Genomic DNA, 26,492 nt, shown 5'->3' on the forward strand with positions numbered 1-26,492 from the left:
CGTCCGGATCAGGAGGACGGGGCCGTGCTGGGCATCGGCTCCTGCGTCGTGTCCCCCTGCGGCGGCGGGAGCGGCTGCTCGTCGGTGGTGCCGATCCCGCCCGAGCAGGAGGCGCCGTACTCGGGGGTGGTGGTCGGGTTCTGCTTGTACTTCTTGATGAACTCCGGCAGTCGGGGGTCCTCCGCCGAGTCCAGCGCGATCTGGTGGTTCCAGGAGCTGGCGACGATCTTGGACGGCAGGTTCGGGTAAGGGCTCAGCAGCATGTAGTCGGCGGAGGCGAGCGTCTTGAGCTTGTCCACCTCGGCCTTCGGCAGGTCGGGCCGGTAGGTGATCCACACCGCACCGTGCTCCAACGAGTGGACGCCGTGCTCGTTGTGGATGGGCTTGTCGTAGATGCCGCAGTTCTGCCAGTAGAAGTTGTGCTGGCCGCCGACCGGCGGAGTCTCCTTGTAGGACACCTTCGTCCAGGAGTGGTCGGAGCCCTTGTAATTGAAGGTCTTGGCGGCGCTGAGCGACTTGGCCGAGCGGTCGTTGACCACGTAGACGGCGACGAGGGCGACCAGGACGACGATCACGAGGCCGCCTATCCCCCACATGAGAAGCGCGGCGCGCCGCTCCTTGCGCTTCTGATCGGCGCGCATGCGGGCGAGGTGCTCACGCCTCGCCTGCGCCTTCTCCTTGGTCATCGCTCCTCCAACCACTGATCACTGACACCCCCGCTGCGTATGGAGAATAGTGGCTAAAGGTATTGCTTCGGGCAGAGCGACGGCGGTGGCGAGTAGCCTGTGGGCGGTGAGCACTGACATCGACGCGGTAGGGGACGACACAGTCGAAACCGCTCCCCCGGCCGGACGCCGCCTCCCCGTCCTCGGGCTGGTCGTCGTCCTCCTCGCGGCGGCGGCGCTCGTGCTGTTCTTCACCAGGCAGGCAACGCCCGGGGACACCTCCCCCGAGGCCGGTTTCGCCAGGGACATGGGGGTCCACCACGCGCAGGCGGTGGAGATGTCCTTCGTCCTCAGGGACAAGACCTCCGACGAGCAGCTGCGCAGCCTGGCGTACGACATCATCACGACGCAGAGCACCCAGCGTGGAATTTTCATGGGCTGGCTGCAGCAGTGGGGGCTCGACCAGAGCTCCGACCGCCCGGCGATGGCCTGGATGTCCGGTCACGGGCACGGCGGCGGATCCGCGACCGGCCTGCTGCCCGACGGCAGGATGCCGGGCATGGCCTCCGAGGAGGAGATGAACCGGCTCCGCCAGGCCACGGGCAAGGACGCCGAGATCCTCTTCCTCCAGCTCATGATCCGCCACCACCAGGGCGGCGTGGACATGGCCCAGGGCCTGCTCAAGCTGTCGGACCGCGACGAGGTGCGCGCCCTGGCCCAGCACATCGTGGACGGCCAGAACGCCGAGATCCGCGTGATGAAAGACCTGCTGGCCATGCGGGGAGCCCAGCCGCTCCCCGCGCCCTGACCCTCTCCATCCGGTCCGCCGCCGGCCGCGGCGGACGATGGCCGGGCTTCAGTCCCGCGCGGCGTGGATCGCGGTGAAGGCCAGCAGGGGGCCAGCGGTCCGCGCCGGGTCCTCGAGCATGGGCGAGTGCCCGAGGCCGGGCAGCATCTCGACCTTCGCGCCCGGAACCTTCAGGTAGTCGGCGGCGGATGAGGATCGCCATCTGCGGTCGTCCTCGCCGAAGATCACCAGGAGCGGCTTGCCGAGGGTCGTCAGCCGCTCCGGGAGCGCCCGCTGCTCCAGGTAGTCGCGGGTGGCCCGCATCGTCTCGGTGAACGTGTGGAAGGTCATCATGCGCACCTCGTCCAGAAGCTCCTGGGGGATCCGGTAGCCCGCGCGGCTGAAACCGCTGCTCGCGAGCCGGCGGATCTGCTCGTCGGTCGGCGGCCACTGCGACGGTGCGACCGCCGCGGACTCCGACGCGATGAAGGCGTCCATGCGGGGTCCGGTGTTGATGAGCGCGAGCGCGATCACCAGGTCGGGCCGTTGCTCGGCGAGAGCGGTGGCGACCGTGCCGCCGCTGGAATGGCCGGCCACGACCACCTGCTCGACGCCGAGCCGGTCCAGCGCCACGCCGACCCGGCGTCCCTGGTCCGGGGGCGCGTAGCTCGGACCGGCCGGTTTGGCGGACCGGCCGTGCCCGAGCAGGTCGATCCGGATGACGTGATGCGACCCGGTCAGCAGCGGAACCAGGCAGTCCCACGAGCGCGCCGAGGAGGCGGACCCGTGGATCAGCAGGAGTGGCGGGGCGTCGCGGGGGCCGTCCTGGCACACGTGGATGTCGCCGTCGTCCAGGGACAGCGTCGAGCTCTCGGTGGTCTCGGCTTCCGTGAGCCGCTTTCCGTCGGAAACAGTCATGCGCCCACTGTCGCCGCCGGTGCGCGCCGGCGTCTTGGACGAATGTTCCCCCCGCTTGTTCCCCCCGCGTGTTCCCCTCGCTGCTCGCATAGCCTGGCGGCTGTGTCGACATTCGTGCACGGTGCGGCGGTGTGGGACGTCGCCTCTCCGCGGCGGCCCAGCCGGGTGGCCGGTGTCACCATGGCCGGGTTCCGCGTCGGCGACCTGAACGCGCTCCGGATGGTCCCGCACCCGGCCGTGACGCTGCTGCTGGAGTTCGGCGCCGGTTCGCCCGTCGTGGACCACGCCGGGCGACGGCAGCGCGGAAGTCTCGTCGCCGGGCCCGGACTCGGGTCCGGAGGCGCGGCCTGGGCACGGGGGGAGAACGTCGAGTGCGTGCAGGTGCGCCTGTCCCCGGTCGTCGCACGCGCGGTCCTGGGCATCTCCCCCGCCGACATCGACGGCGCCGTGGTGGCCCTCGACGACCTGTGGGGCCGGGAGGCGTCACAGGTCCGCGAGCGGCTGGCGGGCGTCTCCTCCTGGGAGGATCGCTTCGCGTTGACCGGCGCGCTGCTCGCCCGCCGGCATGAGGTGGGGCCTCCGGTGGACCCGGAGGTGGCCTGGGCCTGGCGCCGGATCGTCGCGGGACGCGGCCTGGTCCGGGTCGACCGGCTGGCCGCCGAGCTCGGATGGAGCCGTAAGCGCCTGTGGTCCCGATTCCACTCGCAGATCGGCCTGCCGCCCAAGCGCGCCGCGAAGCTGATCCGCTTCGATCACGCCGCCCACCGGCTGGTCGCGGGTGGCAGCGCGGCCCGGGTCGCGGCGGAGGCCGGCTACGCCGACCAGTCCCACCTGCATCGAGAGGTCGTGGAGTTCGCCGGAGTGACCCCGGCGAACGTGGCGGGCGAGCCGTTCCTGGCGGTCGACGACATCGCGTGGCCCGGCCGGTAGGCGCCCGCCACGCCGGATCCCTCGCCGGTCGGCGGTGCAGGTCCCTGATCCCGGGGCAGACGCGGCCGCGAAGACGTCCTCGGCCGGAGCCGGCCCCCGTCGATCGACCGCGTCACCGACCTGCCCGGGGACTACGGCTAAGGGCGCGTAGTGAGGCGCGTAGGTGGAGGCCGGCGAGGTAGCTTTCCGGGGTCTTGTCGTACCGCGTGGCGATGCCGCGCCAGGCACTGATATCGGCGAGCATCGCGACCTCCTCGCGGCGAAGCCCCGGGACGCGCCGGTTGACGCCACCGGGGATGCCGGCCTGCTGCGGCGTGACCAGGTCGCGGCGGGCGTGCAGGTACTCGCCCAGCCGGTTCGCCTCGTCTTGAGGCATACCTACCACGGTAACCGCGGCCGACGGTCGCAGAGGGAGTCCTGGCACACCCCCGGATCAGCAGGGCCTTTCCAGTTCCAAAGCATGTGGGCGAGCCTGGTTGTGGAAGAGCAGGTAGTCGTTGGACGACTACCGATTGTTACAGGGAGGTTCTGGTGAAGCTCACCAATCGCACAGTGCTCATTGTCGGTGGCACCTCTGGCATCGGGCTCGAACTCGCGCACCGGTTCGCGAAGAACGGCAACACGGTCGTCGCCGGCGGGCGCAAGCCCGAGCCACTGGACGGCCTCCAGTCCGTTCAGATCGATGTCACCGACCCCGCCTCGGTCCTGCGGGCCCGCGACGAAGTGCTCGCCGCGCACCCCGACCTCGACGTCGTCGTCACGATGTCCGGAGCCCTGCTCACCGAAGACCTGCGCGACCCCGCGCACATCACCGACGCCGAGAACATGGTCGCCACGAACCTGCTCGGTACCATCCGGGTGATCGACGCCTTCACGCCGCACCTGATCGGCCGCGGCGCCGGAACGATCATCACGGTGAGCTCGGGAATCGCGTTCCTGCCCTTCCCGCTCATGGCCACCTACGGCGCCACGAAGGCTGCGGTCCACTCCTACACCGAGTCGCTGCGGGCGCACCTGGTCGGGACCGGCGAGCGACCCCGGCGATGGCGAAGCTCAACCCGGCGGCCGTGCCGGTCGACGATTACCTCGACGAGGTGATGGAGCTGCTGGCTGTGGAGCCTACGACCCGCGAGATCATTGCCGAGGCCGCGCTGCCGCTGCGCTGGGCCGAGCGGGACGGCACCTATGCCGAGCTCCTGGAGCGCCGCTCCGCGCCGCTGAACAACCTGCCCGGCCGCTGATCAGCCCGGTTCCCGGCACGGCTGCCGATTCCGCTGTCCTGGGGCACAGACCTGCCGCGCGGCGGGACTCCTCCCACGTCTTCCGCCGGCCCTGCATCCCCGCCTGTACCCTCGCCGTTCCCTCGTGGCACGGTCGCCGTACGGCTCCATCATGCGGTGCCGTGCCGCGCTCCTCCTATCAGCGGCGCCGGACGGTTTCCATCCCACCGGGCTTGCCATGGATCCTCGCCTACCGGCCTTGACCGCTTCGGCTAAGCTGCCCGGTCCTGGTCGTCATGGGTACCCTCGATCCCGACTGGGGGGACCCGAAGGCCGAGGGCGAGGCCGTCGTGGCCGCGCTGCCCAAGGGCGTCGGCCGGCTCGAGATGCTCCCGGGGGCGGGCCACTACCCGCAGGTCCAGTTCCCGTCGGAAGTGGTCGGCCTGGTGCGCTCGTTCCTGGAGACGGCCCGTGCCTAGGGCCGGACTCGACCGGGCCACGGTCATTGCGGCCGCGTCGCTCATCAACGGCATGCGGGCCGAGGCCGCCATCGGCGGGCCCGACCCGGCGCCGCTCCATGCCGGGGAGGGACCATGACCCAGGCCGCCGACTCCCCGAACCGCACCAACGCCGCCTCCGGGCTACGGTTCCTGACCGAACTGATCGGCTGGACGGCCACCCCGTGGGCGCTGCACCGGGTCGACTGGGCGGTCGCGACCACCGCGCTGGTCCTGCTGATCGGGCTTCCGGCCGTCGTCGGAACACCCGGCGACCGCCCCTTCGACCCGCCGGTGGCGATCCCCGGCGCAGCGATGCTCCTGCTTGTGCTCCTCGAAGTGGCCGCCGCAGCGGTGGCGCCGTGGTTCGCGTGGCCCACGTGGGCGGCGGTCGTCGCAACCGCGCTGGCTGCGACGTCGGTCGTGCTCGAACAGCCGCGCTGGCGTTGGCTGTCGCGCCACTAGATCATGAGTCGATACGCACCCCTAGGCGCGCAGCTCCTCGGCCAGCGCCGCGGCGAACGCGTCCACTTCGGCCTCGGTGGTGTCGAAGGCGCACATCCACCGCACCTCGACCATGCCCCCGCCGACCTGCTCGTTCCAGTTGTAGAACCGGAACCGCTTGCGCAGCCGGTCGGCCACGTCGGCCGGCAGGACCGCGAAGACCGCGTTGGCCTCGACCGGGCGCGGCACGCTCACGCCGGGCAGGTCCCGTACGGCGTCGGCGAGCCGCCGCGCCATCGCGTTGGCCTGGCGGGCGTTGCGCAGCCACAGGTCACCGCCGAGCAGGGCCTCGAACTGCACCGACACGAAGCGCATCTTCGAGGCGAGCTGCATGCTCGTCTTGCGCAGGTACGGCAGGCCGCGCGAGGCCTCCGGGTTCAGCACGACGACGGCCTCGCCCAGCATCAGACCGATCTTGGTCCCGCCGAAGGACAGCACGTCGACCCCCGCGTCCGTGGTCAGGGCGCGCAGCGGCACGTCCAGGGCGGCGGCGGCATTGGTGATCCGCGACCCGTCGAGGTGGACGAACATTCCCAGCTCGTGGGCGTGGTCGCAGATCGCCTTGATCTCGGCCGGGGTGTAGAGCGTGCCCAGCTCGGTCGCGTTGGAGATCGACACGGCCCGGGGCTGCGCCCGGTGCACGTCGCCGAGCCCCCACGCGTACCGGTCGATCAGGCCGGGCGTGAGCTTGCCGTCGGGGGTCGGCACGGTCAGCAGCTTCAGCCCGCCGGTGACCTCGGGCGCGCCGCCCTCATCGGTGTTGATGTGCGCGGTCTCTGGGCAGACCACGGCCTCCCAGTGGGCGCACATCGAGCGCAGCGACACGACGTTGGCCGCCGTGCCGTTGAACACGGGGAACACCTCGGCCTGCTCGCCGAAGTGCCTGCGGAAGACGCCCCGGACCGCCTCGGTGTAGACGTCGTCGCCGTAGGAGGTCTGGTGTCCCCCGTTGGCGAGGGCGATCGCCTCCAGGACCTCGGGGTGCACCCCCGCGTAGTTGTCGCTGGCGAACGTCCGGTTCGCCGGGTCGTGCCGGCGTACGGCATCGGTTGTCACGAGATGTCTCCCCATCGCGGTTTCGGGCCCGCGGCGGGCCCGTACAGGCCGGGCCGCGGGTCCGGGTCAGCAGCGTAGTTGACTTCCTCCCCACGGCTGAAGCCGGGGGATTCCCGTGGCTGAGGCGCGTTCACGCTGCCTCCGCCTCGGGTGGTTGGCGCTTCACCGACCGCCCAACGGCGAGGTCTCCACGCCCTGTCACCGCAAGTCCTGCGGCGAGAATGTTCTTCGCGGCGTTCACGTCAGCATTGCCGGTGTAGGTGCAGGAGGTGCAGACGAAGACCGCTTGGCTCTCACGGGACTTCGCATCCACCCGCCCGCACGCCGAACAACGCTGCGAGGTGTACGCGGCAGGCACCCGCACGATACGGGAGCCGTTGTAACGGGCCTTGTGTTCAAGGGTAGTCAATAGGCCGCCCCAGCCCTTGGCGAGGATTGCCCGGTTCAGGCCGGCCTTCTGGCGGACCCGGGAGCCGGGAGCCTCCCTCGTGCCCTTAGCACTGGCTGTCATGTTCGTGACCTTCAGGTCCTCCACGATGACCAGCTCATGGCTACGGGTCAGCCGGTCCGCCGTCCACGCCACGAAGTCCGTACGCCGGTTCCGGATACGGGCGTTCAACATGCCGATCTTCGCCTTGGTGGCGGCGCGCCGATTCGAACCCTTGCGCCGGCGCGCGAGCTGCTGCTGAAGCCGCTTCAACCGTGCCGCTTCGCCTGGCGTGATGAACCGCCGGTCGCGCATCCACCCGTCCGAGGTGGCCACAGCCACCTTCACGCCACGGTCCACGCCGACAGGCGGACCGCCGTTCGGCGTGGACTCCACCAGGCCGTCCTCGACGCAGAACGAGATGTACCAGCGTCCGCCGTCCTTCAGCACGGTCGCATTGCGGAGCTCCCCGCCCAGCGGCCTGGTCCAGCGGAAGCGAACCCAGCCCAGCTTGGGCAGTCGCACGCGGCCCCAGCGACGCGAGATACGCTCCACCGTCAGGTGCTTGGGGTCGGGGAAGCGGAACCTCGGCGCGGACTTCCTTTTGGATCGCCAGTGGACCTTGAACGTGCCGTGCGTCTTGCACGCCTTCTCAAGGTCGCGGAGCGTCTGCTGGAGCGTGTGGGACGGGGCTTCGGCCAGCCACGGGAAGTCTTTCTTGGCTTCGGCCATCTGCCGGGCCTGCTCGACGTAGCCGATGAACACCCCGCGCTGCCGATAGGTGCGCCGTTGCTCCAACGCGGTGTTCCACACCACGCGACAAGCGTCGCCTATCAGCTCGGCGAACTCCTCCTGCTCGGGAGTGAACGCCAGCAGGTAGCGGCGACCGGTCAGCATTCAGCGGCCTTTCTGCTGCTCGACGTAGCGCTTGACCACGGCGAGTGGCGCGCCGCCGACGGTGGCCACGAAGTAGGAGTTCGTCCACAGCGTCGGAAGCTGCGACTTCAGATGCGGGAACTCCTCGCGCAGAACTCGAGACGACCGGCCCTTGATTGCCTTGACCAGCCGGTGGACGCCGTATTGGGGATCGACTTCGACCAGCAGATGGACGTGGTCGGGCATGACCTCCATCTCCACCAGCCATGCCCCTTTCTCGTCCACGACCTCGCCGATGAGGTCCTTCAAGCGTTCTTCGATCCGGCCGCCGAGCACGCGCCGCCGGCACTTCGGGCACCACACGATGTGGAACGCACACTGGAAGACGACGTTGCTGTTGCACCACAGGGTTGCAGCCACACAGACACCAGACAGCTTGGAGCTACCTAACGTCTGAAGATTCGGAGGGATGGGCTAACCCCACGACTGAAGCCGGGGGTCCGCGCCCAAGAACTTCGATCAGGGTGTGAGGTCGATCCTGCGGCCGTTGACCGCAGCCGGCTCCTCATCCCACAGGCCCGCGATCGCCGCCGCCAGATCCTTCACGTCGGTGAAGGTCCGATACGGCTTGTCCGGATTCGCGGCCCTCATCTCATCGTGCACCAACGCGTTGACCACCAGGACCACCGCGGCGGCGGAGGTGTCCTTCAGCGCGTCGGCCAGCGACAGCGTCCACGCCTCGGCGGCGGCCTTCGCGGCGGCGTACGCCGCGCCGCCCTGCGTCGGCTTCTGCGCGGCCCGGGCCGACACGATCACGAAACGGCCGTTCCCGCTCGCCCGCAGCAGCGGCTCGAACTCCAGCGACACGTTCTGCAGGGTCCTGATCAGCAGATCGTGCAGCAGGTCCCAGTCGTCGAGCGAGGTGCCGGCGAAGGTCTTCGACCCGCGCCAGCCGCCGACCAGGTGGACGACGCCGTCCACCCGGCCGTGCTCGGCCCGCACCCGCTCGGCGAGGCCGCGTACGGCGTCCCGGTCGAGCAGGTCGACGGCCAGACAGCCCTCGGCGCCGGACCTGTCCACCCCGATGACCGTGTCCCCGAGCTCGGCGAACCTCCCGGTGACGGCGCGGCCGGCCGGGCCGCCCGCCCCCAAGACCACGATCACCCTGCTCATCGCACGCCCTCCAGATCCGCGCTCACGCCCGGATGCCCCGGGTCGACTCCACCACCTCGGTGAGCTTACGGCGCAGGGCCTCATAGAACATGCTCAGGGGGAACTCGTCGGGCAGCACGGCGTCGACCATGGCCTTCTGCTCGGTGGGCAGCGCCTGGGCGCCCTGCTTCCACGCGGACGCCGGGTCGGGCTCGACGTAGGTCGCGACCAGCTCGTGCGCGGCGAGCCAGTGCGCGCGCTTGGACCGGTCGATGCCGTCGCGATAGAGCTTGTCCACCTCGCCGCGCAGGTCGGCGACGCCGTCGGCGACCCGCGACCAGTCGATCGTGAGCCGGTTGTCGGTCCATCGCACGATGCCCTGCCGGTGCAGGTAGGCGAACAGCAGCTGGCCGCCGAGCCCGTCGTAGTTGCGCACCCGCTCGCCGGTGATCGGGAAGCGGAACAGCCGGTCGAACAGGATGGCGTACTGCACGTACCGCGCGTGCGGCACGCCCGCGGCCTCCAGCTTCACGGCCTCGCCGTACGCCGTGAGGTCGCAGCGCAGCTCCTCCAGGCTGTAGAGCCAGTACGGCATGCGCTGCTTGATCATGAACGGGTCGAACGGCAGGTCGCCGTGGCTGTGCGTGCGGTCGTGGACGAGGTCCCACAGCACGAACGTGTCCTGGGCGAGGTCCTGGGACGCCAGCAGCCGGGCGGCGTCCGGCGGCAGCTCCAGCTTCAGCGTGGCCGCGGCGGCCTCGCTGACCCGGCGGAACCGGGCCGCCTCGCGGTCGCAGAAGATGCCGCCCCAGGTGAAGCGCGGTGGGGCCTGGCGCACGACCACGGTCTCGGGGAACAGCACGGCCGAGTTGGTGTCGTAGCCGGAGGTGAAGTCGACGAACGCGATCGGCACGAACATCGGGTTGTCGTAGCCGCCCCGCTCCAGCTCGGCCAGCCAGTCGGGCCACACGACCCGGATCCAGACCGCCTCGACGTTGCGGTTCGGGTTGCCGTTCTGGGTGTACATCGGGAAGACGACCAGGTGCTCCAGGCCGTCGATCCGCTGGGCGTCGGGGTGGAAGACGTTCAGCGAGTCGAGGAAGTCGGGCTTGCCGAGACCGGCCGCCACCCACGCGCGGAAGTCCTTCATCACCGCGTCGAGATACTCGGCGTCGTGCGGGAAGTGCGGCGCGAGCCGTCCGACGCCGTCGACGATCTCGCTGATGCACGCCACGGCCTCGTCGTGGTCTCCGCTGATCGAGCCGTCCTTGGCCTGGAGCGGGCGCAGCCGCTCCACGGCGGCCTTCAGCCAGGCGAACTCCTCCACCGCCTCGGGGCGGGACACGCGGCCGGCGCCGGACGCCTCGGGCACGCGGGCGGCCCAGGTCGTCAGGTTGCCCCACAGCTTCTCGTGGTCGTAGTCGCGGATCGAGTCGTCGCCGAACAGGTCGGAGTCGGCCAGGACGACCACCCGGCCGCCGCCGTGCCGTACGGCTGCGGCGAGCGGGGCGTTCGCGGGGTCGGCGGACCCGGAGGTCGTGAACAGCACGCTCGCCCCGGCGGGCACGCCGAGCGTGCCCGCACGGTAGAAGCAGGCCCGCCCGACCCCTGCCAGCAGGTCCTGGGCCGGCAGTCCCAGTCCCTGGACCGGCAGGCCCTGGACCTGCTGGCCCTGGGTCGTGCCGCCCCGCTCGGTCACGGCCTGTGCGGAGGGGACGCCGAGGATCCAGGTGGCCACCCTGTTGTGGCAGTTGCCGGGGTCCTGCACGGTCGTGTGCTCGACCGTCACCCCGAACCGGGCGAGCAGCTCGCCCAGGTTGCTGCCGTACTTCTCCTGCTCGTGCTCGGCCAGCACGATGAGGCCGCCGCCTCCCGCGACGTACGCCTCGACCGCGTCGATCTCCTCGGCGGAGAAGACGGGGCTGCCGACTCCCGTGGTGCGCTCCCAGCGCTCGGCCGAGGGATGCGCGACCACGAGGACGTCACACCCGTCCAGCACGTCCCGCGTGATCGGGCCCTCGGTGTGCGCGCGCACCGCGTGGCCGAGCCTGCGCAGCGCCCCGGCGGCCTCCGCGTAGCTGTTGTCGTCGGGGTGGGCGGGGTTCATGGCCTCGGCGACCTCCCGCCGGATCGTCCATGCCTCGCTGTGTGCCTCGTCGAACAGGACCGCCGGGAACGCCTTCATGAAAAATCTCCCGTAGTGTGAGCCGTCTTCCGAAAAATATACACATACGTAGCCTTATGGCGATAAGTCGCTCTAGCGGATGAGGAGCAATCATCCGGACGGCGGACGAGTCCCCGAGGGTCGCCCACCTACCGTCACCGGCCGTAGGGAGAAAGACCCGAAGGGAAAGATCGATCATGAAACTGTCCGACTCGGTGGCCTTCCGGCGCACCGTCACCGGCGTCCTGCTGTTCGTCGCGCCGCTGCTGCAGTTCGTCGCGCTGCTCGTCGACCCCGGCACCTGGGGCGACGACCGCGAGATCCTCAGCTACGGCGACAACCCGGCCCTGGCCCAGCTGGAGTCGGCGCTCTACCACTGGAGCTGGGTGCTCGTCCCGATCGCGGCCGTCGGCCTGCTGCACCTGGTGCGCAGGAGGTCCGTCGCCTTCGGGCACATCGCCGGAGGCATGACGATCATCGGCTACATCAGCGTCTCGGCGCTGCTCCTCATGGACCCCGTGGAGTGGTGGTTCGGGCAGCACTACCCGGTCGAGCAGGGCCAGAAGATGTTCGACGAGGTGTTCAACCTGCCCGGCGTCATCTTCGGGTTCACGCTGCCGTGGATCTACCTCGGCATGGTCGGCCTGCCGCTGCTCGTGCTGGCCGTCTCGCGCACCGGCTTCGTCCACTGGTGGGTGCCGGCCGTCGTCGCGGTGGGCTACCTGGGCGCGATCCCGGTGCCCTACAGCCCGCTGACGATCCCGTTCTGGGGCGCCCCCGTCATCGCCATGGGCTACCTCGGCCTCAAGGTGCTGCGCATGTCGAACGCCGAATGGGCGTCGTACTACCCGAGCGCCGACCCCGGCGTCACCACGCCCGACTCGTACGCGAACACGACCGCCTGAGCGCGGTCGCGCAGGTTCAGCTTCATGAGCACGCGGGCGACGTGGGTCTTGACCGTGGCCTCGCCGACGAAGAGCTCCCTGGCGATCTCGGCGTTGGTGAGGCCCCGGGCGAGCATCCGCAGCACCTCCAGCTCGCGCGGGGTGAGCTCGGCGAGCTGCGGCGGCCGGACCGGCTCGTGCCGGCCCGCGAAGGAGGCGATCACCCGCGTGGTGACGGCGGGATCGAGCAGGCCGTCACCCGCGGCGACGACTCTGATGGCCTCCACGAGCTGCTCGGGCGGCGACACCTTCAGCAGGAAGCCGCTGGTCCCCGCGCGCAGCGCGGCGTACAGGTTCTCGTCGGTGTCGAACGTCGTCAGCATGACGACCTTGGGCGGCCGTGGCGCGTCGAGCAGCCGCCTGGCCGCGGTGAGTCCGTCCATCCGCGGCATCGCGATGTCCATGAGCACGACGTCGGGCTGCACCCGGCGGGCCAGGGCGACCGCCTCGGCGCCGTCGGCGGCCTCGCCCACGACCTCCATTCCCGGTTCGCTCTCGACCACCATGCGCAGGCCGGCCCGGATCATCGCCTGGTCGTCGGCGAGGACGATGCGGATGGTCAATTCGTCGCCTCGCTCATCGGCACCCCCTGGGAGATCGGCAGCGTCGCGCGCACGCGGTAGCCACCCCGCGGCAACGGCCCGGCGTCGAGGGAGCCGCCGAACAGCTCGGCCCGCTCGCGCATGCCGATGAGCCCGTTGCCGGTGGACAGCGCCGGTCCGGCGCCCCCGCCATTATCGGTGATCTCCAGCTCCAGCCGGTCGGGGTGGTAGGCGACCCGGATGCGCGCGTCGGCGTCCCCGGCGTACTTGACCGCGTTGGTGAGGGCCTCCTGCACGATCCGGTAGGCCGACAGGTCGAGACCGGGCGCGAGCCGTAGCCGCTCGCCCTCCGTCTCCAGCGTCACGCGAAGCCCCGACGATCCGACCGTCGAGATGAGGTTGGGCACCATGTCGAGCCCCGGCTGGGGTAGCGCCTCGTCCTGCGGCATCCGCAGCGCGCCCAGCATGATCCGCAGCTCCTCGACCGCCTCCCGGCCCGCCTGCTCGATGCCGCTGAGCATCTCGGCCTCCGGGGAGGGGCCGTCCGCCTGCGCCACGCCCATCCGGCGGCGCAGCACCCCGGCCTGCATGACCATCATGCTGACGCTGTGGGCCACCACGTCGTGCAGCTCCCTGGCGATCCGGTTGCGCTCGGCGGCGACGGCCTCGGCGGCCCGGCGTTCCCGCTCCACCTCCAGCCGCGCCGCCCGCTCGCTCATCCGGTGCGCGCGCAGAAGGTAACCGCGCAGGGCCAGGCCCGTGGCGTACGCCGAGCCGAACATCACGGTGAGGTAGACGACCTCCTGGAACGGCAGGAACCGGTGGTCGACGGCCCCCGAGTCGAAGACGAGGATGCCCACCAGGGCCCAGGTCCCGCCCGGTTTGAACGGCAGATGCGCGCCGATCGTGTGAAAGACGATGAGCAGCGCGGCGAGCTGCCAGACCGGGCACGACTCGTTGCCCTGCCGGTGCCAGGCGTACTGCGCGAGGATCATCAGGATGAAGACCGCCACCGGGGCCCTGCGGCGATACCAGACCAGGACGCCGGTGACCAGCGCCTGCCCGACCCACCACAGCTCGGGATTTTGGGCCGCGCCGTAATCCTTGGCGTCCGTGAACGCCTCAAGGGTGCCCAGCGCGATGATCGCGAGGCCGATCAGGAGGTCGACGCGGGGGACGGAGCGGAGGGGGGACGAGCGCATGCGCGCAGAGTAATCCCTGCCCGAGGCGGCGCGCATCAGGCAACAGACGTCCGCAATCGACCTGCAAGCCAACGTCAAGTGACCGCGCGATCATCGCCCTGTATCAAGTGGGTGTCGGTCACGATGCTCACCTTGTCGAGCACTGTCCGCGCTGAGACGCTTTAAGCGTTCCGAACAGGCCTAGGAGAAGCAGATGCCCCGCCTGCACTCTGTCATCGCGGGGCTGGGCGCGCTCTCGGCGCTCGCGGCGCCCATGCTCCACCCGCACCCCAGCGGTTCCACCGACCGGGTCACCCCCGGCGCGGTACGTGTGGAGTCCTCCTCGCACGTCCGCATCACGCTGCTCGACGACCGCGGCGTGATCAAGCAGATGGCCCGGGACTACGACGTCGACCTGGCGAAGGGCAGCGGCTTCACGGTGACGCCCGACGGCGTCGTCGTCACCGCGACCCAGATCGTGCAGGCCACCGACGACCCCCGGGTGTACGCCGCCAACCGGGTGTTCGCCGAATACTTCAAGGTGAAGATCCCGGCCGACTTCAAGCGGCACTCGCTGGGCGACGCCGACCTCGACCGGCGGCTCCAGTCGTGCTACCCGCCGCAGCAGACCGACTCGACCTGCATCGCCGACGTCACGACGAACGTCAGCGTCTTCCCCTACCTCGACCCGCCGCCGCCCGGAGGGCTGCCCGCGCAGATCCTGACCTCCGGGGCGTCCCCCGCGTCCCCGGCCGTGCTGAAGGTCACCAAGGGCGGCGAGAAGCAGTCGCTGCCCACGGTGCCGCTGGGCACGACGATCGGCGGCGCGGTCGAGTCGCTCGACGTCATGTCGCTCCCGGGCAGGCCCTCGGCGAAGACCCCGCCCAAGCTCGACACCGCGCATCTCAACCCGCCGGGCAGCCGGACCGTCAAGGAGCGCGACAAGGTCCTCAAGCTGCTGGACGCCGGCGCGCCCGGCGCGGCCCTCATCGACGACGGCAGGAGCGAGGTGGTCGGGTTCGTCTCCGGGGGCGGCGGCGAGCCGGAGACCATCACCCCCGCCGACGACATCCGCAGCGCGCTGGTCGCCGCCGGCGTCACCCCCCGCCGCGGCCCGGTCGACGTCGTGTACGAGAACGCGCTCGCCTCCTACCACAACAAGCTCTACACCGGCGCGATACCGGCGCTGCAGCAGGTGCTCAACCTGCGGCCCGACCACGCGGTCGCGGCCGATCATCTGCGGGTCGCCCAGTCCAAGGCGGGCACGGGGGAGGACGCGGGCGCCGGACCGACGGCGCGCCCGGCCGCGGTCGAGCAGCCGAAGTCGTCGGTGCCGCCGTACGTGTGGGCGGCCGGCGGCGTCGTGGTCCTCGCGCTGCTGGTCGTGGGCGTCGTGCTGCTGCGCCGCAGGGGCACGAAACGACCCGCCGCCGGCGGCCAGACGGACCCGGGGATCGACGGGCACGGCCTCGCCGCGCAGGGGGGCCTCGCCGGTGAGGCCGGGTCCTACCCGCCCAAGGAGAACTCCTGGCCGCCGTACGCTGTCACGAGGGTGTTCGGGGCCGAGGCCGCCCGGTCTCCCGAGGTCGTGGGGCCGGCTCCGGCGGCTCCCGTGGCCGCGGACGCGTCCCTGCCCGGCGGGCAGGCGCGCCCCGCGGACCCGTCGCCGCCGCGCGGGCACGCGCATCCGGCCGACCCCTCGCCGCCGGCCGGGCAGTCGTACCCGCCGAACCCGTCGCCGCCGCGCGGGCAGGCGCAACTAAAGTTCTGCACGCAGTGCGGCATGCGGCTGGGCCAGGGGCATCGCTTCTGCGGCTTCTGCGGGAACCCGACCGATTCGTGATCAAAAGAACGCTCAAGGGGGAGACCGGATGACCGAGGGGCCCGTGATGCCGCCGCTGGTGGGGCGGCGGCTCGGCGACTACACGGTCGAGGCGGTCGTCGGGCGGGGCGGCATGGCGACGGTCTACCGGGCGCGCGACCAGCGGCTCGGGCGGGCCGTGGCGCTGAAGGTGCTCGCGCCGCAGCTCGCGCACGACGATCGCTTCCGCGACCGGTTCGTCCGCGAGTCCCGGATGGTGGCCAGCATCGACCACCCCAACATCATCCCGGTGTACGAGGCCGGCGAACGCGACGACCTGCTGTTCATCGCCATGCGCTACGTCGAGGGCAACGACATGCGCAAGCTCGTGCAGTCGGAGGGCCCGCTGCCGGTCGGGCGGGCCAACCCGCTGTTCGCACAGATCGCCTCGGCGCTGGACGCCGCGCACGCCCACGGCCTGGTGCACCGCGACGTGAAACCGGCCAACATCCTGGTCACGCGATCCGACCACGTCTACCTGACCGACTTCGGGCTCACCAAGAGCTCCTCGGCCGAGGCCGGGCTGACCAGCCACGGTCACTTCATGGGCACCCCGCGCTACGTCGCCCCCGAGCAGATCCGGGGCCTGCCGGTCGACGGCCGGAGCGACCTGTACGCCTTCGCCTGCGTCGTGTACGAGGCGCTCGCCGGGCAGCCGCCGTTCCAGCGGGACACCGAACTCGCGCTCCTCTACGCGCACGTGTCCCACGACCCGCCGCCGCTCACGCCGTACCGGCCCGACCTGCCGCACGCGGTGAACGCCGTGATCACGCGGGCGCTGGCCAAGTCGCCGGGCGAGCGGTTCGAGACGTGCCAGGCGTTCGTGTCCGCGCTGCGCGACGCGATCAGCGGGGGCGCGGGCGACCCGGCGTCGGCCTCCCCGTCGTATCCCCCGGTTCCTCCGGGCTCCCCGTCGTATCCTCCGGTTCCCCCGGGCTCCTCGTCGTATCCTCCGGATCCCGCGCGCTCCCCGGTCTCACCGGTCTCCCCCGTCTCCCCGGGGCCTGCCGGCTCCCGTCCGCAGGGGTCCTACCCGCCGGTCACGCCCTCCTCGTTCCCTCCCGGCACCAGGCCGCCCGTCTCTCATCCCTCCGGCTCGGTGCCCGCGGAGTCCCGCCCGCCCGTGAGCCACCCGTTCGCCGGCCCACCGCAGGACCCAACGCAGGGGGCGGTGCAGGGGGCGGTGCAGGGCTACGGGTCGTACCCGCCCGGGTCGCCGCACTCGCAGGCGACGGTCGCCTCGCCTGCCTCGCGCGGCCAACGGCGGGGGCTGCCGCTCGGGCCGCTGATCGGCGGCCTGGCGGTCCTGGTGTCGATCGCCGTCGCCGCCGCGCTGCTGCTCACCAGGGGCGGGGACGCCGCCGCGACGTGGCTCACCTACCCGGGCAGCACCGCGGCGCCGTTCACCATGTCCTACCCCTCGGCCTGGGGCGAGGCCAAGACGAACGCCGACCAGTGGATGATCGCCTCTCCGTCCCTGGAGGAGTTCAACGCGCTGTTCGCGGTGCCGGGCAACACCGACTGGTCGAAGGTGAACCCCATCATCTCGGCCCATCCGGACCAGGCCACGGGCGTTTTCGCCCAGGTCAGCAACACGCTGAGCACCGCGGACTCGCCTATGGAGCTCCAGGAGAGCCTGGGCCCCGCGCTCCCCGGCGTGACCACCTACTACGGCGTGCCGACGCCGACGACCGTCGGAGCCAGGCCGGCGTTCCGGATCGAGGGCGTGCTCAGCGACCCCCAGCAGGCCGGGCGGCTCGACTTCATCGCCTACCTGGTCCGGCAGGGCGACACGGGCACGACCGTGCTGATCACGTTCTTCTGCCCGGCCGGCAGGTTCGACCGGTCGAACATCGACCACATGGTGAACACGATCACGTTCACGTCCTAGGGAGTGTCTGACAAGTGCTGCCCGTCGCGAGCGTGGATCCAGGTGGATGCATCGCAAGGCCGAGGAGGAGCCCATAGCGGAGCTATGGGCGACGACGAGAACGCAGCGAGGCGCCGCCTGGGCCGCGCGCAGCAGGGCCATGATTTGTCAGACACGACTTAGCCGGTGGGGTGCCCCACCCGGGATCGCCGGGCCGCTCCCGGGCCTTCGACCGGGTGTGCCTCCGCCGGTCGGTCAGGCCGCGGAGCGCTCGGCGGCCGGGCGGCGGCGCCGGATCACGTGTGAGACGGCCGGTGGGGTGTAGGACACGTCGTTCGGGCCGGCGTCGGTTCCGGGCGGAGCGATCTCGTCGATCCGGTCGAGGATCTCGTCGTCCAGAGTGACGCCGGCGCCGGCCAGCAGGTCGTCGAGCTGTCCCATGGTGCGCGGCCCGATGATCGCCGAGGTGACACCCGGGTGAGCGATCGCGAACGCCATCGCGAGGTGGGTCATCGGCAGGCCGGCCTTCTCGGCGAGCGGGATGAGCTGTTCGACGACGTCGAGTTTGCGCTGGTCGGTGAAGTGCTGCGGCATTCCGCCGGACCGGTGGGTGTCCGTGTGCTGCCCCTTGCGGAAGCGGCCGGTGAGCAGGCCCTGGCCCAGTGGGCTCCAGACCAGGGTGCCCATCCCGTAGCGCTGACAGACCGGCAGCACCTCTCGTTCGATGCTCCGGTTCAGGATCGAGTACGGCGGCTGCTCGGTCCGGAAGCGCTCCAACCCGCGCCGCTCGGCGGCCCACTGCGCCTCGACGATCTCCGAGGCGGGGAAGGTCGACGCACCGATCGCCCGCACTTTGCCGCTGCGGACCAGGTCGGACAGGGCCGACAGAGTCTCCTCCACGTCGACTGCCGGGTCGGGGCGGTGGATCTGGTAGAGGTCGAGGTGGTCGGTCTGCAGGCGGCGCAGCGAGTTCTCGACGGCGGTCATGATCCAGCGCCGTGAGTTGCCCCGGTGGTTCGGATCGTCGCCCATCGGATAGTGCACCTTGCTGGCCAGCACGACGTCGTCGCGGCGGCCCTTGAGCGCCTTCCCGACGATCACCTCGGATTCACCGGCGGAGTACACGTCGGCGGTGTCGACGAAGTTGATCCCCGCGTCCAGGGCCCTGTGGATGATCCGGATCGAGTCGTCGTGGTCGGGGTTGCCCATGGCCCCGAACATCATGGTGCCCAGGCAGTACGGGCTGACCGCGATTCCGGTCCGGCCCAGCGTGCGGTATTTCATGAGTCCCCCTTGGAAGCGTTCGCGATCGGCATGGTGACGCGTCGCGAGCGGGTCGGCCTGCACCCCGCGCTTGAGGGCAGGTTCCGCTACATCCATGCAAGCAACGAGGCGAGCGCCGGGCCTTCACGATCCTCCTCCGTGGTTGCACAATCCTCTTCGCTCAGGTGGGAGTCACGGCAGCGCGACCACTGCGGGGCCGGCTCCGCCCCGCAGGCGCACCGCGTCGACGCTGGGCGGAGCACCGAACTGGCGCCGGTACTCCCGGCTGAACTGGGACGGGTTGTCGTACCCGACGTGCCGGCCCACGCCGGTGACGTCGTTCGGACTGTTCGCCAGCAGCAGCCTCGCCGCCTGCAGCCGCATCTGCTTCTGGAACTGGATCGGACTCATCGTCGTCACCATCTGGAAGTTCCGGTGGAAAGCGGAGACGCTCATCCCCGAAAGCCGTGCCAGCTCCTCGACCCGGAACGGCTGGGTGTAGTTCTCCCGGATCCACCGCACGGCACGTTCGATGTGGCTCAGGCTGCTGTCCGCGAGGCCGAGCTGACGGACGGCGTCACCCTGTTCCCCGGTCATCAACCGCCAGAGGATCTCCCGCTTGACCAGCGGGACGAGCGCCTTCCGGTCCCCTGGCCGGTCGAGCAGGCGCAGCAGCCGTACGACCGCGTCGAGCAACTCGTCCGGGGCGTCGCTGACCGCGATGCCCGCCGGTGCGGCGCCGGTGGACCGCGGCTGCTCCCCCGGCCCGGTCCGCAGCAGCAACTCGGCGATGACGGCGGGTTCCAGGGTCATCCCGAAACCGAGCGAGGGGCTGGCGGTGTCGACGAAATGCCCCGTCACCGGGAGGTCGACCGAAGCGACGAGATACTGGCCGGCGCCGTACTCGTAGACGCGGTCTCCCAGCGCCAGACGCTTGCCGCCCTGGGCGATGACCGCCAGCACCGTGCCTGACATCGAGGACACCGGCGGAACGGCATGGTCGGCCTTGCAGACCCGGACGCCGTCGATGGCCGTGGTCAAGCCGGGACGCGCATGCCGTTCCAGCAGGGTACGAAGCTCGTCCAGAGACATGCCACCATTGCAGCACCCCGCCCGACCCATCCCGCCGGCCGATCGAACGGCACATCCAGCCCGGCGGCCCGCTCCTGATCCGAAGTGATCCAGAGCTAGAGATCGCGGAAGCGGGCTGTGGTGCCGGCCCGCCGGGTGCGCCAGTCCCCCGCGCCGTCGAGGACGGCCCGGTGCACCGCGCGGGCGATCCGCGCGCCCCAGACGGAGCGCGGGCCGCCGAACGCCTCCGCCGGGCCGTCCTCCCGTACGGCGACGCAGACGGCGTCGGACGCGGTCCCGGTGCAGGGGAATCCCGCCTCCAGCAGCGCCTGCGTCTTCGCCTCGGTGACCGTCATGACGGCGTTGACCAGCGCCGGGTCGGAGACCGCGACCGGCACGGCCACCAGGATGTTGATCGTCCCCGGGCGCGGCACGCGCCCGCCGGTCTCGCACACCCCGGCGTGCTCCCGCCCGGACTCCGGGGCGGCCGGCAGGCCGGGGTCGGGCACACCCTGGGGCGCGGCCGCCCAGGTCGGCACGCCCAGGCCCACCGTCGCGACGGCCTCCGCTCCCCCGTCGGCTGCCACGGCGTACCGCTCCACCAGCGCCGCCGTCATCATGCCCACACCGGGACCGCCGGGACCGAGCGCCTCCATGTGCTCGACCGGGTCCATGCGCGAGTAACCGGCGGCCACCTGCGCGTTCAGCACCCACTCGCGGGGGCCGATGCCGCCGCCGAGCATGGCCGAGGAGATCATCCGCCAGCCGGGCCCGAACCGCCACAGCAGCGCGCCCAGCCGCAGGCCGTCCTCCGTTCGGTAGGTCAGGGACGGCCGCGGGACGCCCGTCATGCCTTCTCCGTCGCCGCGGAGACCGGCGGGCGGACCAGGTGGACGACCGGGCGCCCCTCGGGGCCCGGCTCCACCCGCACGCGGGCGCCGAAGTGCTCGGTCAGCAGCGGCTCGGCCAGCACCCGCGCGGGCGGCCCGGCCGCGACCGCGCGCCCCGCGGCGAGCAGCACGAGCGCGTCGGCGTACTGCGCGGCGAGGCTGAGGTCGTGCAGCGTCGTCACGACGGTGAGATCGTCGGCCAGGCGCAGCCGGTCGACGAGTTCGAGCACCTGCTGCTGGTGGCCCAGATCGAGCGCCGTGGTCGGCTCGTCGAGCAGCAGCACCGGCGCCTGCTGCACCAGCGCCCTGGCGAGCACGACGCGCTGCCGCTCGCCGCCGGACAGGTGCCCGAGCGGCCGGGACGCGAAGCCGTCCAGGTCGAGCCGTTCCAGCACCGACCGCGTCACCTCACGGTCCCGCGCGCTCTCACTGCCGAGATAGGCGATGTACGGCGTGCGGCCGAGCAGCGCGTAGTCGTAGACCGTCATGTCCGGCGGCAGCGCCGGGCTCTGCGGGGCGTAGGCGATCAGCCGGGCCCGCCGGCGCGGGCGCAGGTCGTCGACGGCCGTCCCCTCGACGAGCACCTCGCCCTCCCTCGGCACCAGCCCGGCGACGGCCCGCAGCAGCGTGGACTTGCCCGCGCCGTTCGGCCCGATGACCGCCAGCCACTGGCCCGGCGCGGCCGACAGAGTGACGTCCGTGAGCACCGGCCGCCCGCCCAGCGTGACGCCGACGCCACGCGCCTCGACGGCCGGTACGGCGCGCCCGCTCACGTCTCCACCCGCCGGGTCACGCGCAGGACGGTGACGAAGAACGGCGCACCGACGAACGCCGTGACCACCCCGATCGGCAGTTCGGCCGGCGCGAGCACCGTACGCGCGATCGTGTCGGCCAGCACGAGGAACGCCGCGCCGCCCAGGAACGACAGCGGCAGCACGATCCGATAGGACCAGCCGGCGAGCCGCCGGACCACGTGCGGCACCACGATCCCGACGAACGCGATCAGCCCGCTCACCGCCACCGCCGAGGCGGTGGCGAGCGAGGCGGCCAGCAGCACGACGAAGCGCACGCGCGCCGCGCGCAGGCCGAGGCTGACCGCCTCCTCGTCGCCCACCGACAGCACGTCGAGCAGTCTGCCGTGCAGCAGCATGACGACGGTCGACACCACGGCGTACGGCGCGATCATGCGGAGCTGGTCCCAGCCGCCGCCGACGTCGCCGAGGATCCAGGAGTAGATCCGCTGCAGTTCGTCCACCTTGAGCTGCTGCACGAAGGTCTGGACGGCGGTGAGGAACGAGGTGACCGCGACCCCGGCGAGCACGAGCGTCGCGGTGCCGCCGCCCCGGCCCGCCGTGTGGCCAAGCGCGTACGCGAGGAACACCCCGCCGACGCTCCCGGCGAAGGCGGCGATCGGCACCGCGCCCACCCCGGCGTCTCCGCCTATGAAGACCACGACGAGCGTCACCGTGAGGCCGGCCCCGGCCGCCGCCCCGAGCAGGTAGGGATCGGCCAGCGGATTGCGGAACACGCCCTGGTAACCGGCCCCGGCCGTGGCCAGCAGCCCGCCCACGACGGCGGCGAGCAGCACCCGCGGCACCCGGAGCTGGAACAGCAGCCCCTCCTCGACCGGTGCGAGCCCCGAGTGCACGGACACCAGCGGCAGCCGGTCGAGCAGCGCCAGCGCGATGGCGCGGGGCGAGATGCCGGCCGCGCCCGCCATCAGGCCGAGGGCGAGACTGGCCGCCAGTACGACGGACGCGACCAACAGCGCCCGGCCGCGCGGCCGGGCCGGCGTCATCACGCCACCACCGGCCTCACCGCGTCACCGCTCACCGCATCACCGCTCACCGCACCACCGCTCACCGAACCACCAGGGGCGTCCGCGTCACCACCGGCTCAGCTCGCCGCCTTCTGCACGGCGTCGCTGACGGCCTGGGCGAGGTCGGCGACCCGCGGCCCCCAGCGGGAGGCGACGTCGTCGTCCAGCTCCACCACGCGGTCCTTCTTCAGGGCGGACAGGCCGGACCAGCCCGGCCGCTTGGCCAGCGCGGCGGCGTTCTGGCCGCAGCACTTGGTGTCGCCGAGGAAGATCAGGTCGGGGTCGGCCTTGGCGATGAACTCCGCCGACAGCTTGGGATAGCCGCCCGCCGCGTCGGGCGCCTCGTCGGCGATGTTCTTCAGCCCGAAGAGGCTGTAGACCTGCCCGATGAACGTGCTCGACGTCGCCGCGTAGGGCGTGACGTCCAGCTCGTGGTAGTACGTCAGCTCCTTGCCCTTGGGCGCCGCCGCCGCGAGGGCGTCGATCTTCTGCTTGACGCCGTTCGCCACCTCGTCGGCCTTGGCCGCGTTGCCGGTGGCCGCGCCGAGGTCCCTGATCTGGTCGTAGGTGTCGTCCAGCTTGGCGGCGGAGGGTTCGAGCAGCACCGGCACGCCGACCTTGGCGAGCCCGGCGACCACGCCCTCCAGGTCGTTGGCGAGCACCACGAGATCGGGCTTGGCGGCGACGATCGCCTCGACGTTGGGCTTGAACCCCGACAGCGACGTCTTGGGCGCCTCGGGCGGGTAGTCCGACTGGTCGTCCACCGCCGCCACCTGCGCGCCCGCGCCGATCGCGAAAAGGATCTCGGTGGCCGTCGGGGACAGCGACACGATGTGCTCGGGCCTCTTGGCGATAGTCACCGCGCCGTTGCCCGCCTGGATCGTGGCGGGGAAGGCACCCTGACCGGCGCTGTCCGAGGCGGCGGGGGCGGGGGGCGCGGACGTGGCGGCGCCGTCGGTCTGGCCGCAGCCGGCCAGAGCGAGCACGCCCAGCACCACACCCGCGACGGCCGTGCGTACGGGCCTCACGAGGGTCCTCCATCAGGGGGAATGCCGGGAATCGAGGGACCCGCTGGAAGCGACGGATCACCCTTTTCCACGAGGGTCGATTGCGTCGGCGCACAGCGCAGGCGACCTGGCTCGTCCTCGGAGAACGGGGAACCACAGTTGCGGGACAGCGCCGGATTCTCACCGGACTTCGCTGCGCGGCGCGCGTCGGACGCAACGGTACCAATCCCTCACGCCGCGTCCACCCCCGCCCCGTCCTGCACCGCTCAGCACGCCGGGGGGATCAGCCCGGCGCCTCCCCTGGCCCTCCCAGGTCGAGCGCGACCGCGCGGACCGCGTCCACGACGGGCGGGCAGACCCGCGATGGGTTGATCATGCCGCCGGCCTGCGCGTACGCGGGAGTGGTAGGGCATACCCCACCCCGGCGGTAGGGGGTCGCCCATGGCCGGATGTAGGGACCGCGTCGCTGTGCCGGAGGGGGCCGCGGCGGGACGCTTGAGGTGCTCGGCGGGACCGGAACCGCGAGACCGCGAAGCCTCACAGAGCCCGAGCCCGAGCCCGAAGAGCCGAACCCCAGGCTCCGAGCCCCACAGACCCAAAGCCACCAGGATCGAGCCCCACAGGCCCGCGCACCGGGGAACCCCACCCCGGCCCCGCCACCCGCGTGACTCACCCTCGTGGCGGCACGACACAGCGAAGGCGGCCCCCGTGTCCCTGACCATGCTTCCCCCCGCCCCCGAACGGGCCCCGGCCGCGCCACGGGACCGCTTCATCGACGTCCTGCGCGTCTTCGGGATGGTCCTGGTGGTCGTCCAGCACTGGACGATGCCGGTCCTGTCGTACGCCCAGGGACGGCTGACCACGGGCAACGCCCTGGCGGCGATGCCGTACGTCACCTGGATCTCGCAGGTCATGCCGCTGGTCTTCTTCGCCGGGGGCGCGGCCAACGCGATCAGCTTCAGGTCCGCCGCCCGCCGCGGCGGGACATCCCGGGAGTGGACGGCGCGGCGGGTGCGCCGCCTGGCCTGGCCGGTGGTGCCGCTGGCGGTCGTGTGGCTGCCGCTCCCCCACCTCCTGGTGGCTCTCGGAGTGCCCGCGCAACCGGTGGACGTGGCCGCGCGGACGGTCGGCCAGCTGCTGTGGTTCCTGGCGGTCTACCTGCTGGCCGTGGTGGCCACGCCGCACCTGCTGCGGGTGCGGACGAGCGTGGCCCTGCCGGTGCTGGCGGGCGGCGCGGTGCTGATGGACGTGGTCCGGTTCTCCGGCCTGGAGGCCGCCGGCTACCTTAACGTCGCGTTCGTCTGGCTGGCGGTCCATCAGGTCGGGTTCCGGTACGCCGAGGGCGGCCTGAAGCGGCTGACGGGGCGGCGGGCCGCGGGGCTCGCGGTCGCCGGGTTCGCGATGGTGGCGGCCCTGGTGGCGACCGGGCCCTACCCCGCCAGCATGATCGGGATGCCCGGGATGATCTCCAACATGGCCCCGCCGAGCGCCTGCCTGCTCGCGCTGTTCGCCGGTCAGCTCGGCCTGGCGATGCTGCTGCGCCCCGCCCTGAACGCGCTGGCCGCCCGGCCGAGGGCCGAGGCGGTGCTCACCGCGCTCGCGCCGCGCATGATGACCGTCTACCTGTGGCACATGACCGCGCTCGTCGCGGTCGCCGGTGCGGCGACCATCGGGTTCGGGCTGGCGACCCCGCGCGCCGGCTCGGCGGCCTGGTGGAGCTCCGTCCCGCTGTGGCTGGCCGCCCTGGCGCCGGTCCTGGTCGGGCTCACCGCGATGCTCGGCCGATTCGAGAACCCCGCGGGCGCCGCCGCACACCGGCTCGTGCCGGTGGCCGTCCCGCTCGTCGGCGGCGCGCTGCTCACCCTCACGATCACCGGCTTCGCGCCCGGACCTGCGCCGGTGATCGCGTCCCTCGCCCTGGTCGCGGGCCTGGCCCTGGTCAGCCGGCCCGCAGTTGCCGCTCCACGTCGTCGATGATCTCCTGCATGCGCAGGCCGTGGCGGGCGTCGAGCGGATGCCCGCCGCCGTCGCGTACGGTGCCCGCGAACTGGCGGACCACCTCGGGGAAGACGTCGCCGAGTTCGGAGCCGAGCAGCGAGGCGCTGCCGAGCCGTCCGTACACGTCGATCCGGCTGGGCGGGGTCTGGCCCTCGGCGGCCATGCTCAGCGACGCCTCGCTGACCGCGCCGCCCTCGTGCTCCAGCAGCAGGCCGACCCAGCGGAGCGGGTCGCCGTGTGCCTTGACTGCGACCACCCGGCCGAGCGCGGCGTCGAGCAGGTCGATCGTGTGCGGGCCCACGTCGAGCACCGCCCCGCGCTCCAGCCGCCAGGGGGTGGCGAAGGGGCCGCTGCGCAGGCTTCCGGAGACGTTGGCGGCGTGCCCTCCGAAGGGCTCGATCCGCCGGACCCGGTCGAGGAAGCCGGCCGTCGCCGCCGAGTAGCGGAACGTGAAGAGCATCTGGGAGGCGACGCCCGCCTCCTCGATCGCCCCGGCCAGGCGCCGGGCGCCGTCGAGGTCCGCCGCGAGCGGCTTCTCCAGCAGCAGCGCCCTGCCCGCCCGGGCCGCGAGCACGCCCAGCTCGGCCTGCACGGCGGGCGGAACGCAGAAGGCGACCGCCTCCGACGCGGCGAACAGGTCCTCCAGCCGTTCGAAGGAGGGCGCGCCGTGGGCGCCCGCCAGCGCTCGCGCCGCGTCGGGCCTGCGCGCCCACACCCCGGACAGCGTCGTGTGCGGCCCGGCCGCGAGGGCGGGCGCGTGCACCATCTCCGCCCACGGTCCCGCGCCGACGAGTCCCACCCGCACCGGCTCCATGGCGCCCCCTTCCCGCCGGGGACCCTACTGCAGGCC

The 26,492-nt window shown here is 71.9% G+C and carries 28 protein-coding genes and 1 riboswitch; of the genes, 11 read left to right on the forward strand and 17 right to left on the reverse strand.

Going from position 1 to position 26,492, the window contains the following annotated elements; genetic code table 11:
• Window positions 1-8 precede the first annotated feature (8 nt).
• Window positions 9-686 carry a DUF3105 domain-containing protein gene (locus ACGFIB_RS02715; protein ID WP_142568355.1) on the reverse strand — a complete coding sequence of 226 codons (678 nt, stop codon included), beginning with the start codon at window positions 684-686 and terminating at the stop codon, window positions 9-11.
• Between the two features lie 106 nt (window positions 687-792).
• Here ACGFIB_RS02715 and ACGFIB_RS02720 point away from each other — a divergent pair, with 106 nt between their 5' ends.
• Complete coding sequence (locus ACGFIB_RS02720; RefSeq protein ID WP_229689625.1) at window positions 793-1,473, forward strand: DUF305 domain-containing protein; 681 nt, start codon at window positions 793-795, stop codon at window positions 1,471-1,473.
• Between the two features lie 48 nt (window positions 1,474-1,521).
• Here ACGFIB_RS02720 and ACGFIB_RS02725 read toward each other — a convergent pair whose 3' ends face one another.
• Window positions 1,522-2,370: an alpha/beta fold hydrolase gene (locus tag ACGFIB_RS02725; protein ID WP_393367997.1), complete on the reverse strand. Its 849-nt coding sequence runs from the start codon at window positions 2,368-2,370 to the stop codon at window positions 1,522-1,524.
• 102 nt (window positions 2,371-2,472) lie between these two features.
• Here ACGFIB_RS02725 and ACGFIB_RS02730 point away from each other — a divergent pair, with 102 nt between their 5' ends.
• A complete protein-coding gene (locus tag ACGFIB_RS02730) occupies window positions 2,473-3,300 on the forward strand; it encodes a helix-turn-helix domain-containing protein (RefSeq protein ID WP_393367999.1) in 828 nt (275 codons plus the stop codon).
• A gap of 112 nt (window positions 3,301-3,412) precedes the next feature.
• On the opposite strand, the gene ACGFIB_RS02735 is transcribed toward ACGFIB_RS02730, so the two are convergent.
• Entirely contained in the window at window positions 3,413-3,676 is a 264-nt protein-coding gene (locus ACGFIB_RS02735; RefSeq protein ID WP_393368457.1) for a hypothetical protein, read from the reverse strand.
• Between the two features lie 155 nt (window positions 3,677-3,831).
• Between ACGFIB_RS02735 and ACGFIB_RS02740 the strand changes: the two genes are divergently transcribed.
• The 5 genes from ACGFIB_RS02740 to ACGFIB_RS02760 all read left to right on the forward strand — a co-directional run bounded on the left by ACGFIB_RS02740 (window position 3,832) and on the right by ACGFIB_RS02760 (window position 5,482).
• Entirely contained in the window at window positions 3,832-4,398 is a 567-nt protein-coding gene (locus ACGFIB_RS02740) for an SDR family NAD(P)-dependent oxidoreductase (protein ID WP_393368001.1), read from the forward strand.
• Complete coding sequence (locus tag ACGFIB_RS02745; protein WP_393368002.1) at window positions 4,344-4,541, forward strand: hypothetical protein; 198 nt, start codon at window positions 4,344-4,346, stop codon at window positions 4,539-4,541. Before ACGFIB_RS02740 ends, ACGFIB_RS02745 begins: the two co-directional genes overlap by 55 nt.
• Before the next feature lie 275 nt (window positions 4,542-4,816).
• The gene (locus ACGFIB_RS02750; RefSeq protein ID WP_393368003.1) at window positions 4,817-4,999 is read left to right on the forward strand and encodes an alpha/beta fold hydrolase; all 183 of its coding nucleotides are present in this window, start codon (window positions 4,817-4,819) and stop codon (window positions 4,997-4,999) included.
• Complete coding sequence (locus ACGFIB_RS02755; RefSeq protein ID WP_393368005.1) at window positions 4,992-5,117, forward strand: hypothetical protein; 126 nt, start codon at window positions 4,992-4,994, stop codon at window positions 5,115-5,117. Before ACGFIB_RS02750 ends, ACGFIB_RS02755 begins: the two co-directional genes overlap by 8 nt.
• Window positions 5,114-5,482, forward strand: a complete 369-nt coding sequence (locus tag ACGFIB_RS02760) for a hypothetical protein (protein ID WP_393368007.1) — start codon at window positions 5,114-5,116, stop codon at window positions 5,480-5,482. The genes ACGFIB_RS02755 and ACGFIB_RS02760 overlap by 4 nt, the downstream gene beginning before the upstream one ends.
• A gap of 21 nt (window positions 5,483-5,503) precedes the next feature.
• Here the strand turns inward: ACGFIB_RS02760 and ACGFIB_RS02765 are convergent, their stop codons facing one another.
• From ACGFIB_RS02765 to ACGFIB_RS02785, 5 genes are all read right to left on the reverse strand, one after another.
• Window positions 5,504-6,592 carry a threonine aldolase family protein gene (locus tag ACGFIB_RS02765; RefSeq protein ID WP_393368009.1) on the reverse strand — a complete coding sequence of 363 codons (1,089 nt, stop codon included), beginning with the start codon at window positions 6,590-6,592 and terminating at the stop codon, window positions 5,504-5,506.
• Window positions 6,593-6,707: 115 nt separating this feature from the next.
• Window positions 6,708-7,901: an RNA-guided endonuclease InsQ/TnpB family protein gene (locus ACGFIB_RS02770; RefSeq protein ID WP_393368011.1), complete on the reverse strand. Its 1,194-nt coding sequence runs from the start codon at window positions 7,899-7,901 to the stop codon at window positions 6,708-6,710.
• A complete protein-coding gene (tnpA, locus tag ACGFIB_RS02775; RefSeq protein WP_393368013.1) occupies window positions 7,902-8,300 on the reverse strand; it encodes an IS200/IS605 family transposase in 399 nt (132 codons plus the stop codon). It abuts the gene before it with no gap.
• A gap of 99 nt (window positions 8,301-8,399) precedes the next feature.
• Complete coding sequence (locus ACGFIB_RS02780; protein ID WP_393368015.1) at window positions 8,400-9,053, reverse strand: SDR family NAD(P)-dependent oxidoreductase; 654 nt, start codon at window positions 9,051-9,053, stop codon at window positions 8,400-8,402.
• A gap of 22 nt (window positions 9,054-9,075) precedes the next feature.
• A complete protein-coding gene (locus ACGFIB_RS02785) occupies window positions 9,076-11,217 on the reverse strand; it encodes a DUF6421 family protein (RefSeq protein ID WP_393368017.1) in 2,142 nt (713 codons plus the stop codon).
• A 176-nt stretch (window positions 11,218-11,393) separates the two neighbouring features.
• Between ACGFIB_RS02785 and ACGFIB_RS02790 the strand changes: the two genes are divergently transcribed.
• A complete protein-coding gene (locus ACGFIB_RS02790) occupies window positions 11,394-12,101 on the forward strand; it encodes a hypothetical protein (RefSeq protein ID WP_357239662.1) in 708 nt (235 codons plus the stop codon).
• Here ACGFIB_RS02790 and ACGFIB_RS02795 read toward each other — a convergent pair.
• Together ACGFIB_RS02795 and ACGFIB_RS02800 are read right to left on the reverse strand one after the other, a co-directional pair.
• Window positions 12,041-12,703, reverse strand: a complete 663-nt coding sequence (locus tag ACGFIB_RS02795; protein ID WP_142568348.1) for a response regulator — start codon at window positions 12,701-12,703, stop codon at window positions 12,041-12,043. The two genes, ACGFIB_RS02790 and ACGFIB_RS02795, sit on opposite strands and share 61 nt — an antisense overlap.
• On the reverse strand, window positions 12,700-13,884 hold the full coding sequence (locus ACGFIB_RS02800) for a sensor histidine kinase (RefSeq protein ID WP_393368020.1): 1,185 nt from the start codon (window positions 13,882-13,884) through the stop codon (window positions 12,700-12,702). Before ACGFIB_RS02800 ends, ACGFIB_RS02795 begins: the two co-directional genes overlap by 4 nt.
• 193 nt (window positions 13,885-14,077) lie before the next feature.
• Between ACGFIB_RS02800 and ACGFIB_RS02805 the strand changes: the two genes are divergently transcribed.
• Both ACGFIB_RS02805 and ACGFIB_RS02810 read left to right on the forward strand, forming a co-directional pair.
• Complete coding sequence (locus tag ACGFIB_RS02805; protein ID WP_357239657.1) at window positions 14,078-15,706, forward strand: hypothetical protein; 1,629 nt, start codon at window positions 14,078-14,080, stop codon at window positions 15,704-15,706.
• 28 nt (window positions 15,707-15,734) lie between these two features.
• Window positions 15,735-17,615: a serine/threonine-protein kinase gene (locus ACGFIB_RS02810; protein WP_393368023.1), complete on the forward strand. Its 1,881-nt coding sequence runs from the start codon at window positions 15,735-15,737 to the stop codon at window positions 17,613-17,615.
• Window positions 17,616-17,849: 234 nt separating this feature from the next.
• Here ACGFIB_RS02810 and ACGFIB_RS02815 read toward each other — a convergent pair whose 3' ends face one another.
• The 6 genes from ACGFIB_RS02815 to ACGFIB_RS02840 form a co-directional block, all read right to left on the reverse strand.
• Window positions 17,850-18,878, reverse strand: coding sequence for an aldo/keto reductase (locus tag ACGFIB_RS02815; protein WP_357257762.1), 1,029 nt, complete (start codon window positions 18,876-18,878; stop codon window positions 17,850-17,852).
• A 171-nt stretch (window positions 18,879-19,049) separates the two neighbouring features.
• Window positions 19,050-19,949: an AraC family transcriptional regulator gene (locus ACGFIB_RS02820; protein ID WP_393368025.1), complete on the reverse strand. Its 900-nt coding sequence runs from the start codon at window positions 19,947-19,949 to the stop codon at window positions 19,050-19,052.
• A gap of 95 nt (window positions 19,950-20,044) precedes the next feature.
• Window positions 20,045-20,779 (reverse strand): adenosylcobinamide amidohydrolase, encoded by a 735-nt coding sequence (locus tag ACGFIB_RS02825; RefSeq protein WP_393368027.1) that lies wholly within the window; start codon window positions 20,777-20,779, stop codon window positions 20,045-20,047.
• Complete coding sequence (locus ACGFIB_RS02830) at window positions 20,776-21,591, reverse strand: ABC transporter ATP-binding protein (RefSeq protein ID WP_393368029.1); 816 nt, start codon at window positions 21,589-21,591, stop codon at window positions 20,776-20,778. Before ACGFIB_RS02830 ends, ACGFIB_RS02825 begins: the two co-directional genes overlap by 4 nt.
• The gene (locus ACGFIB_RS02835) at window positions 21,588-22,616 is read right to left on the reverse strand and encodes a FecCD family ABC transporter permease (protein WP_357019208.1); all 1,029 of its coding nucleotides are present in this window, start codon (window positions 22,614-22,616) and stop codon (window positions 21,588-21,590) included. The genes ACGFIB_RS02830 and ACGFIB_RS02835 overlap by 4 nt, the downstream gene beginning before the upstream one ends.
• Window positions 22,617-22,714: 98 nt before the next feature.
• Window positions 22,715-23,665: an ABC transporter substrate-binding protein gene (locus tag ACGFIB_RS02840; protein WP_357257754.1), complete on the reverse strand. Its 951-nt coding sequence runs from the start codon at window positions 23,663-23,665 to the stop codon at window positions 22,715-22,717.
• Window positions 23,666-23,744: 79 nt separating this feature from the next.
• Window positions 23,745-23,881, reverse strand: a riboswitch (cobalamin riboswitch).
• A gap of 471 nt (window positions 23,882-24,352) precedes the next feature.
• Here ACGFIB_RS02840 and ACGFIB_RS02845 point away from each other — a divergent pair.
• Window positions 24,353-25,621 (forward strand): acyltransferase family protein, encoded by a 1,269-nt coding sequence (locus ACGFIB_RS02845; RefSeq protein WP_393368032.1) that lies wholly within the window; start codon window positions 24,353-24,355, stop codon window positions 25,619-25,621.
• Here the strand turns inward: ACGFIB_RS02845 and ACGFIB_RS02850 are convergent.
• Complete coding sequence (locus ACGFIB_RS02850; RefSeq protein WP_393368034.1) at window positions 25,584-26,456, reverse strand: Gfo/Idh/MocA family protein; 873 nt, start codon at window positions 26,454-26,456, stop codon at window positions 25,584-25,586. The genes ACGFIB_RS02845 and ACGFIB_RS02850 overlap by 38 nt on opposite strands.
• Window positions 26,457-26,492: the final 36 nt, after the last annotated feature.

Origin of the sequence: Microbispora bryophytorum, assembly GCF_043197435.1 — a bacterium.
Lineage (GTDB): Bacteria > Actinomycetota > Actinomycetes > Streptosporangiales > Streptosporangiaceae > Microbispora > Microbispora bryophytorum.

Coding starts and splice junctions, on each gene's coding strand:
- ACGFIB_RS02715 (WP_142568355.1), bottom strand. CDS start 686: ATGACCAAGGAGAAGGCGCAGGCGAGGCGTGAGCACCTCGCCCGCATG.
- ACGFIB_RS02725 (WP_393367997.1), bottom strand. CDS start 2,370: ATGACTGTTTCCGACGGAAAGCGGCTCACGGAAGCCGAGACCACCGAG.
- ACGFIB_RS02735 (WP_393368457.1), bottom strand. CDS start 3,676: ATGCCTCAAGACGAGGCGAACCGGCTGGGCGAGTACCTGCACGCCCGC.
- ACGFIB_RS02745 (WP_393368002.1), top strand. CDS start 4,344: ATGGCGAAGCTCAACCCGGCGGCCGTGCCGGTCGACGATTACCTCGAC.
- ACGFIB_RS02750 (WP_393368003.1), top strand. CDS start 4,817: ATGGGTACCCTCGATCCCGACTGGGGGGACCCGAAGGCCGAGGGCGAG.
- ACGFIB_RS02760 (WP_393368007.1), top strand. CDS start 5,114: ATGACCCAGGCCGCCGACTCCCCGAACCGCACCAACGCCGCCTCCGGG.
- ACGFIB_RS02765 (WP_393368009.1), bottom strand. CDS start 6,592: ATGGGGAGACATCTCGTGACAACCGATGCCGTACGCCGGCACGACCCG.
- ACGFIB_RS02770 (WP_393368011.1), bottom strand. CDS start 7,901: ATGCTGACCGGTCGCCGCTACCTGCTGGCGTTCACTCCCGAGCAGGAG.
- ACGFIB_RS02780 (WP_393368015.1), bottom strand. CDS start 9,053: ATGAGCAGGGTGATCGTGGTCTTGGGGGCGGGCGGCCCGGCCGGCCGC.
- ACGFIB_RS02785 (WP_393368017.1), bottom strand. CDS start 11,217: ATGAAGGCGTTCCCGGCGGTCCTGTTCGACGAGGCACACAGCGAGGCA.
- ACGFIB_RS02790 (WP_357239662.1), top strand. CDS start 11,394: ATGAAACTGTCCGACTCGGTGGCCTTCCGGCGCACCGTCACCGGCGTC.
- ACGFIB_RS02800 (WP_393368020.1), bottom strand. CDS start 13,884: ATGCGCTCGTCCCCCCTCCGCTCCGTCCCCCGCGTCGACCTCCTGATC.
- ACGFIB_RS02805 (WP_357239657.1), top strand. CDS start 14,078: ATGCCCCGCCTGCACTCTGTCATCGCGGGGCTGGGCGCGCTCTCGGCG.
- ACGFIB_RS02810 (WP_393368023.1), top strand. CDS start 15,735: ATGACCGAGGGGCCCGTGATGCCGCCGCTGGTGGGGCGGCGGCTCGGC.
- ACGFIB_RS02815 (WP_357257762.1), bottom strand. CDS start 18,878: ATGAAATACCGCACGCTGGGCCGGACCGGAATCGCGGTCAGCCCGTAC.
- ACGFIB_RS02820 (WP_393368025.1), bottom strand. CDS start 19,949: ATGTCTCTGGACGAGCTTCGTACCCTGCTGGAACGGCATGCGCGTCCC.
- ACGFIB_RS02825 (WP_393368027.1), bottom strand. CDS start 20,779: ATGACGGGCGTCCCGCGGCCGTCCCTGACCTACCGAACGGAGGACGGC.
- ACGFIB_RS02835 (WP_357019208.1), bottom strand. CDS start 22,616: ATGACGCCGGCCCGGCCGCGCGGCCGGGCGCTGTTGGTCGCGTCCGTC.
- ACGFIB_RS02850 (WP_393368034.1), bottom strand. CDS start 26,456: ATGGAGCCGGTGCGGGTGGGACTCGTCGGCGCGGGACCGTGGGCGGAG.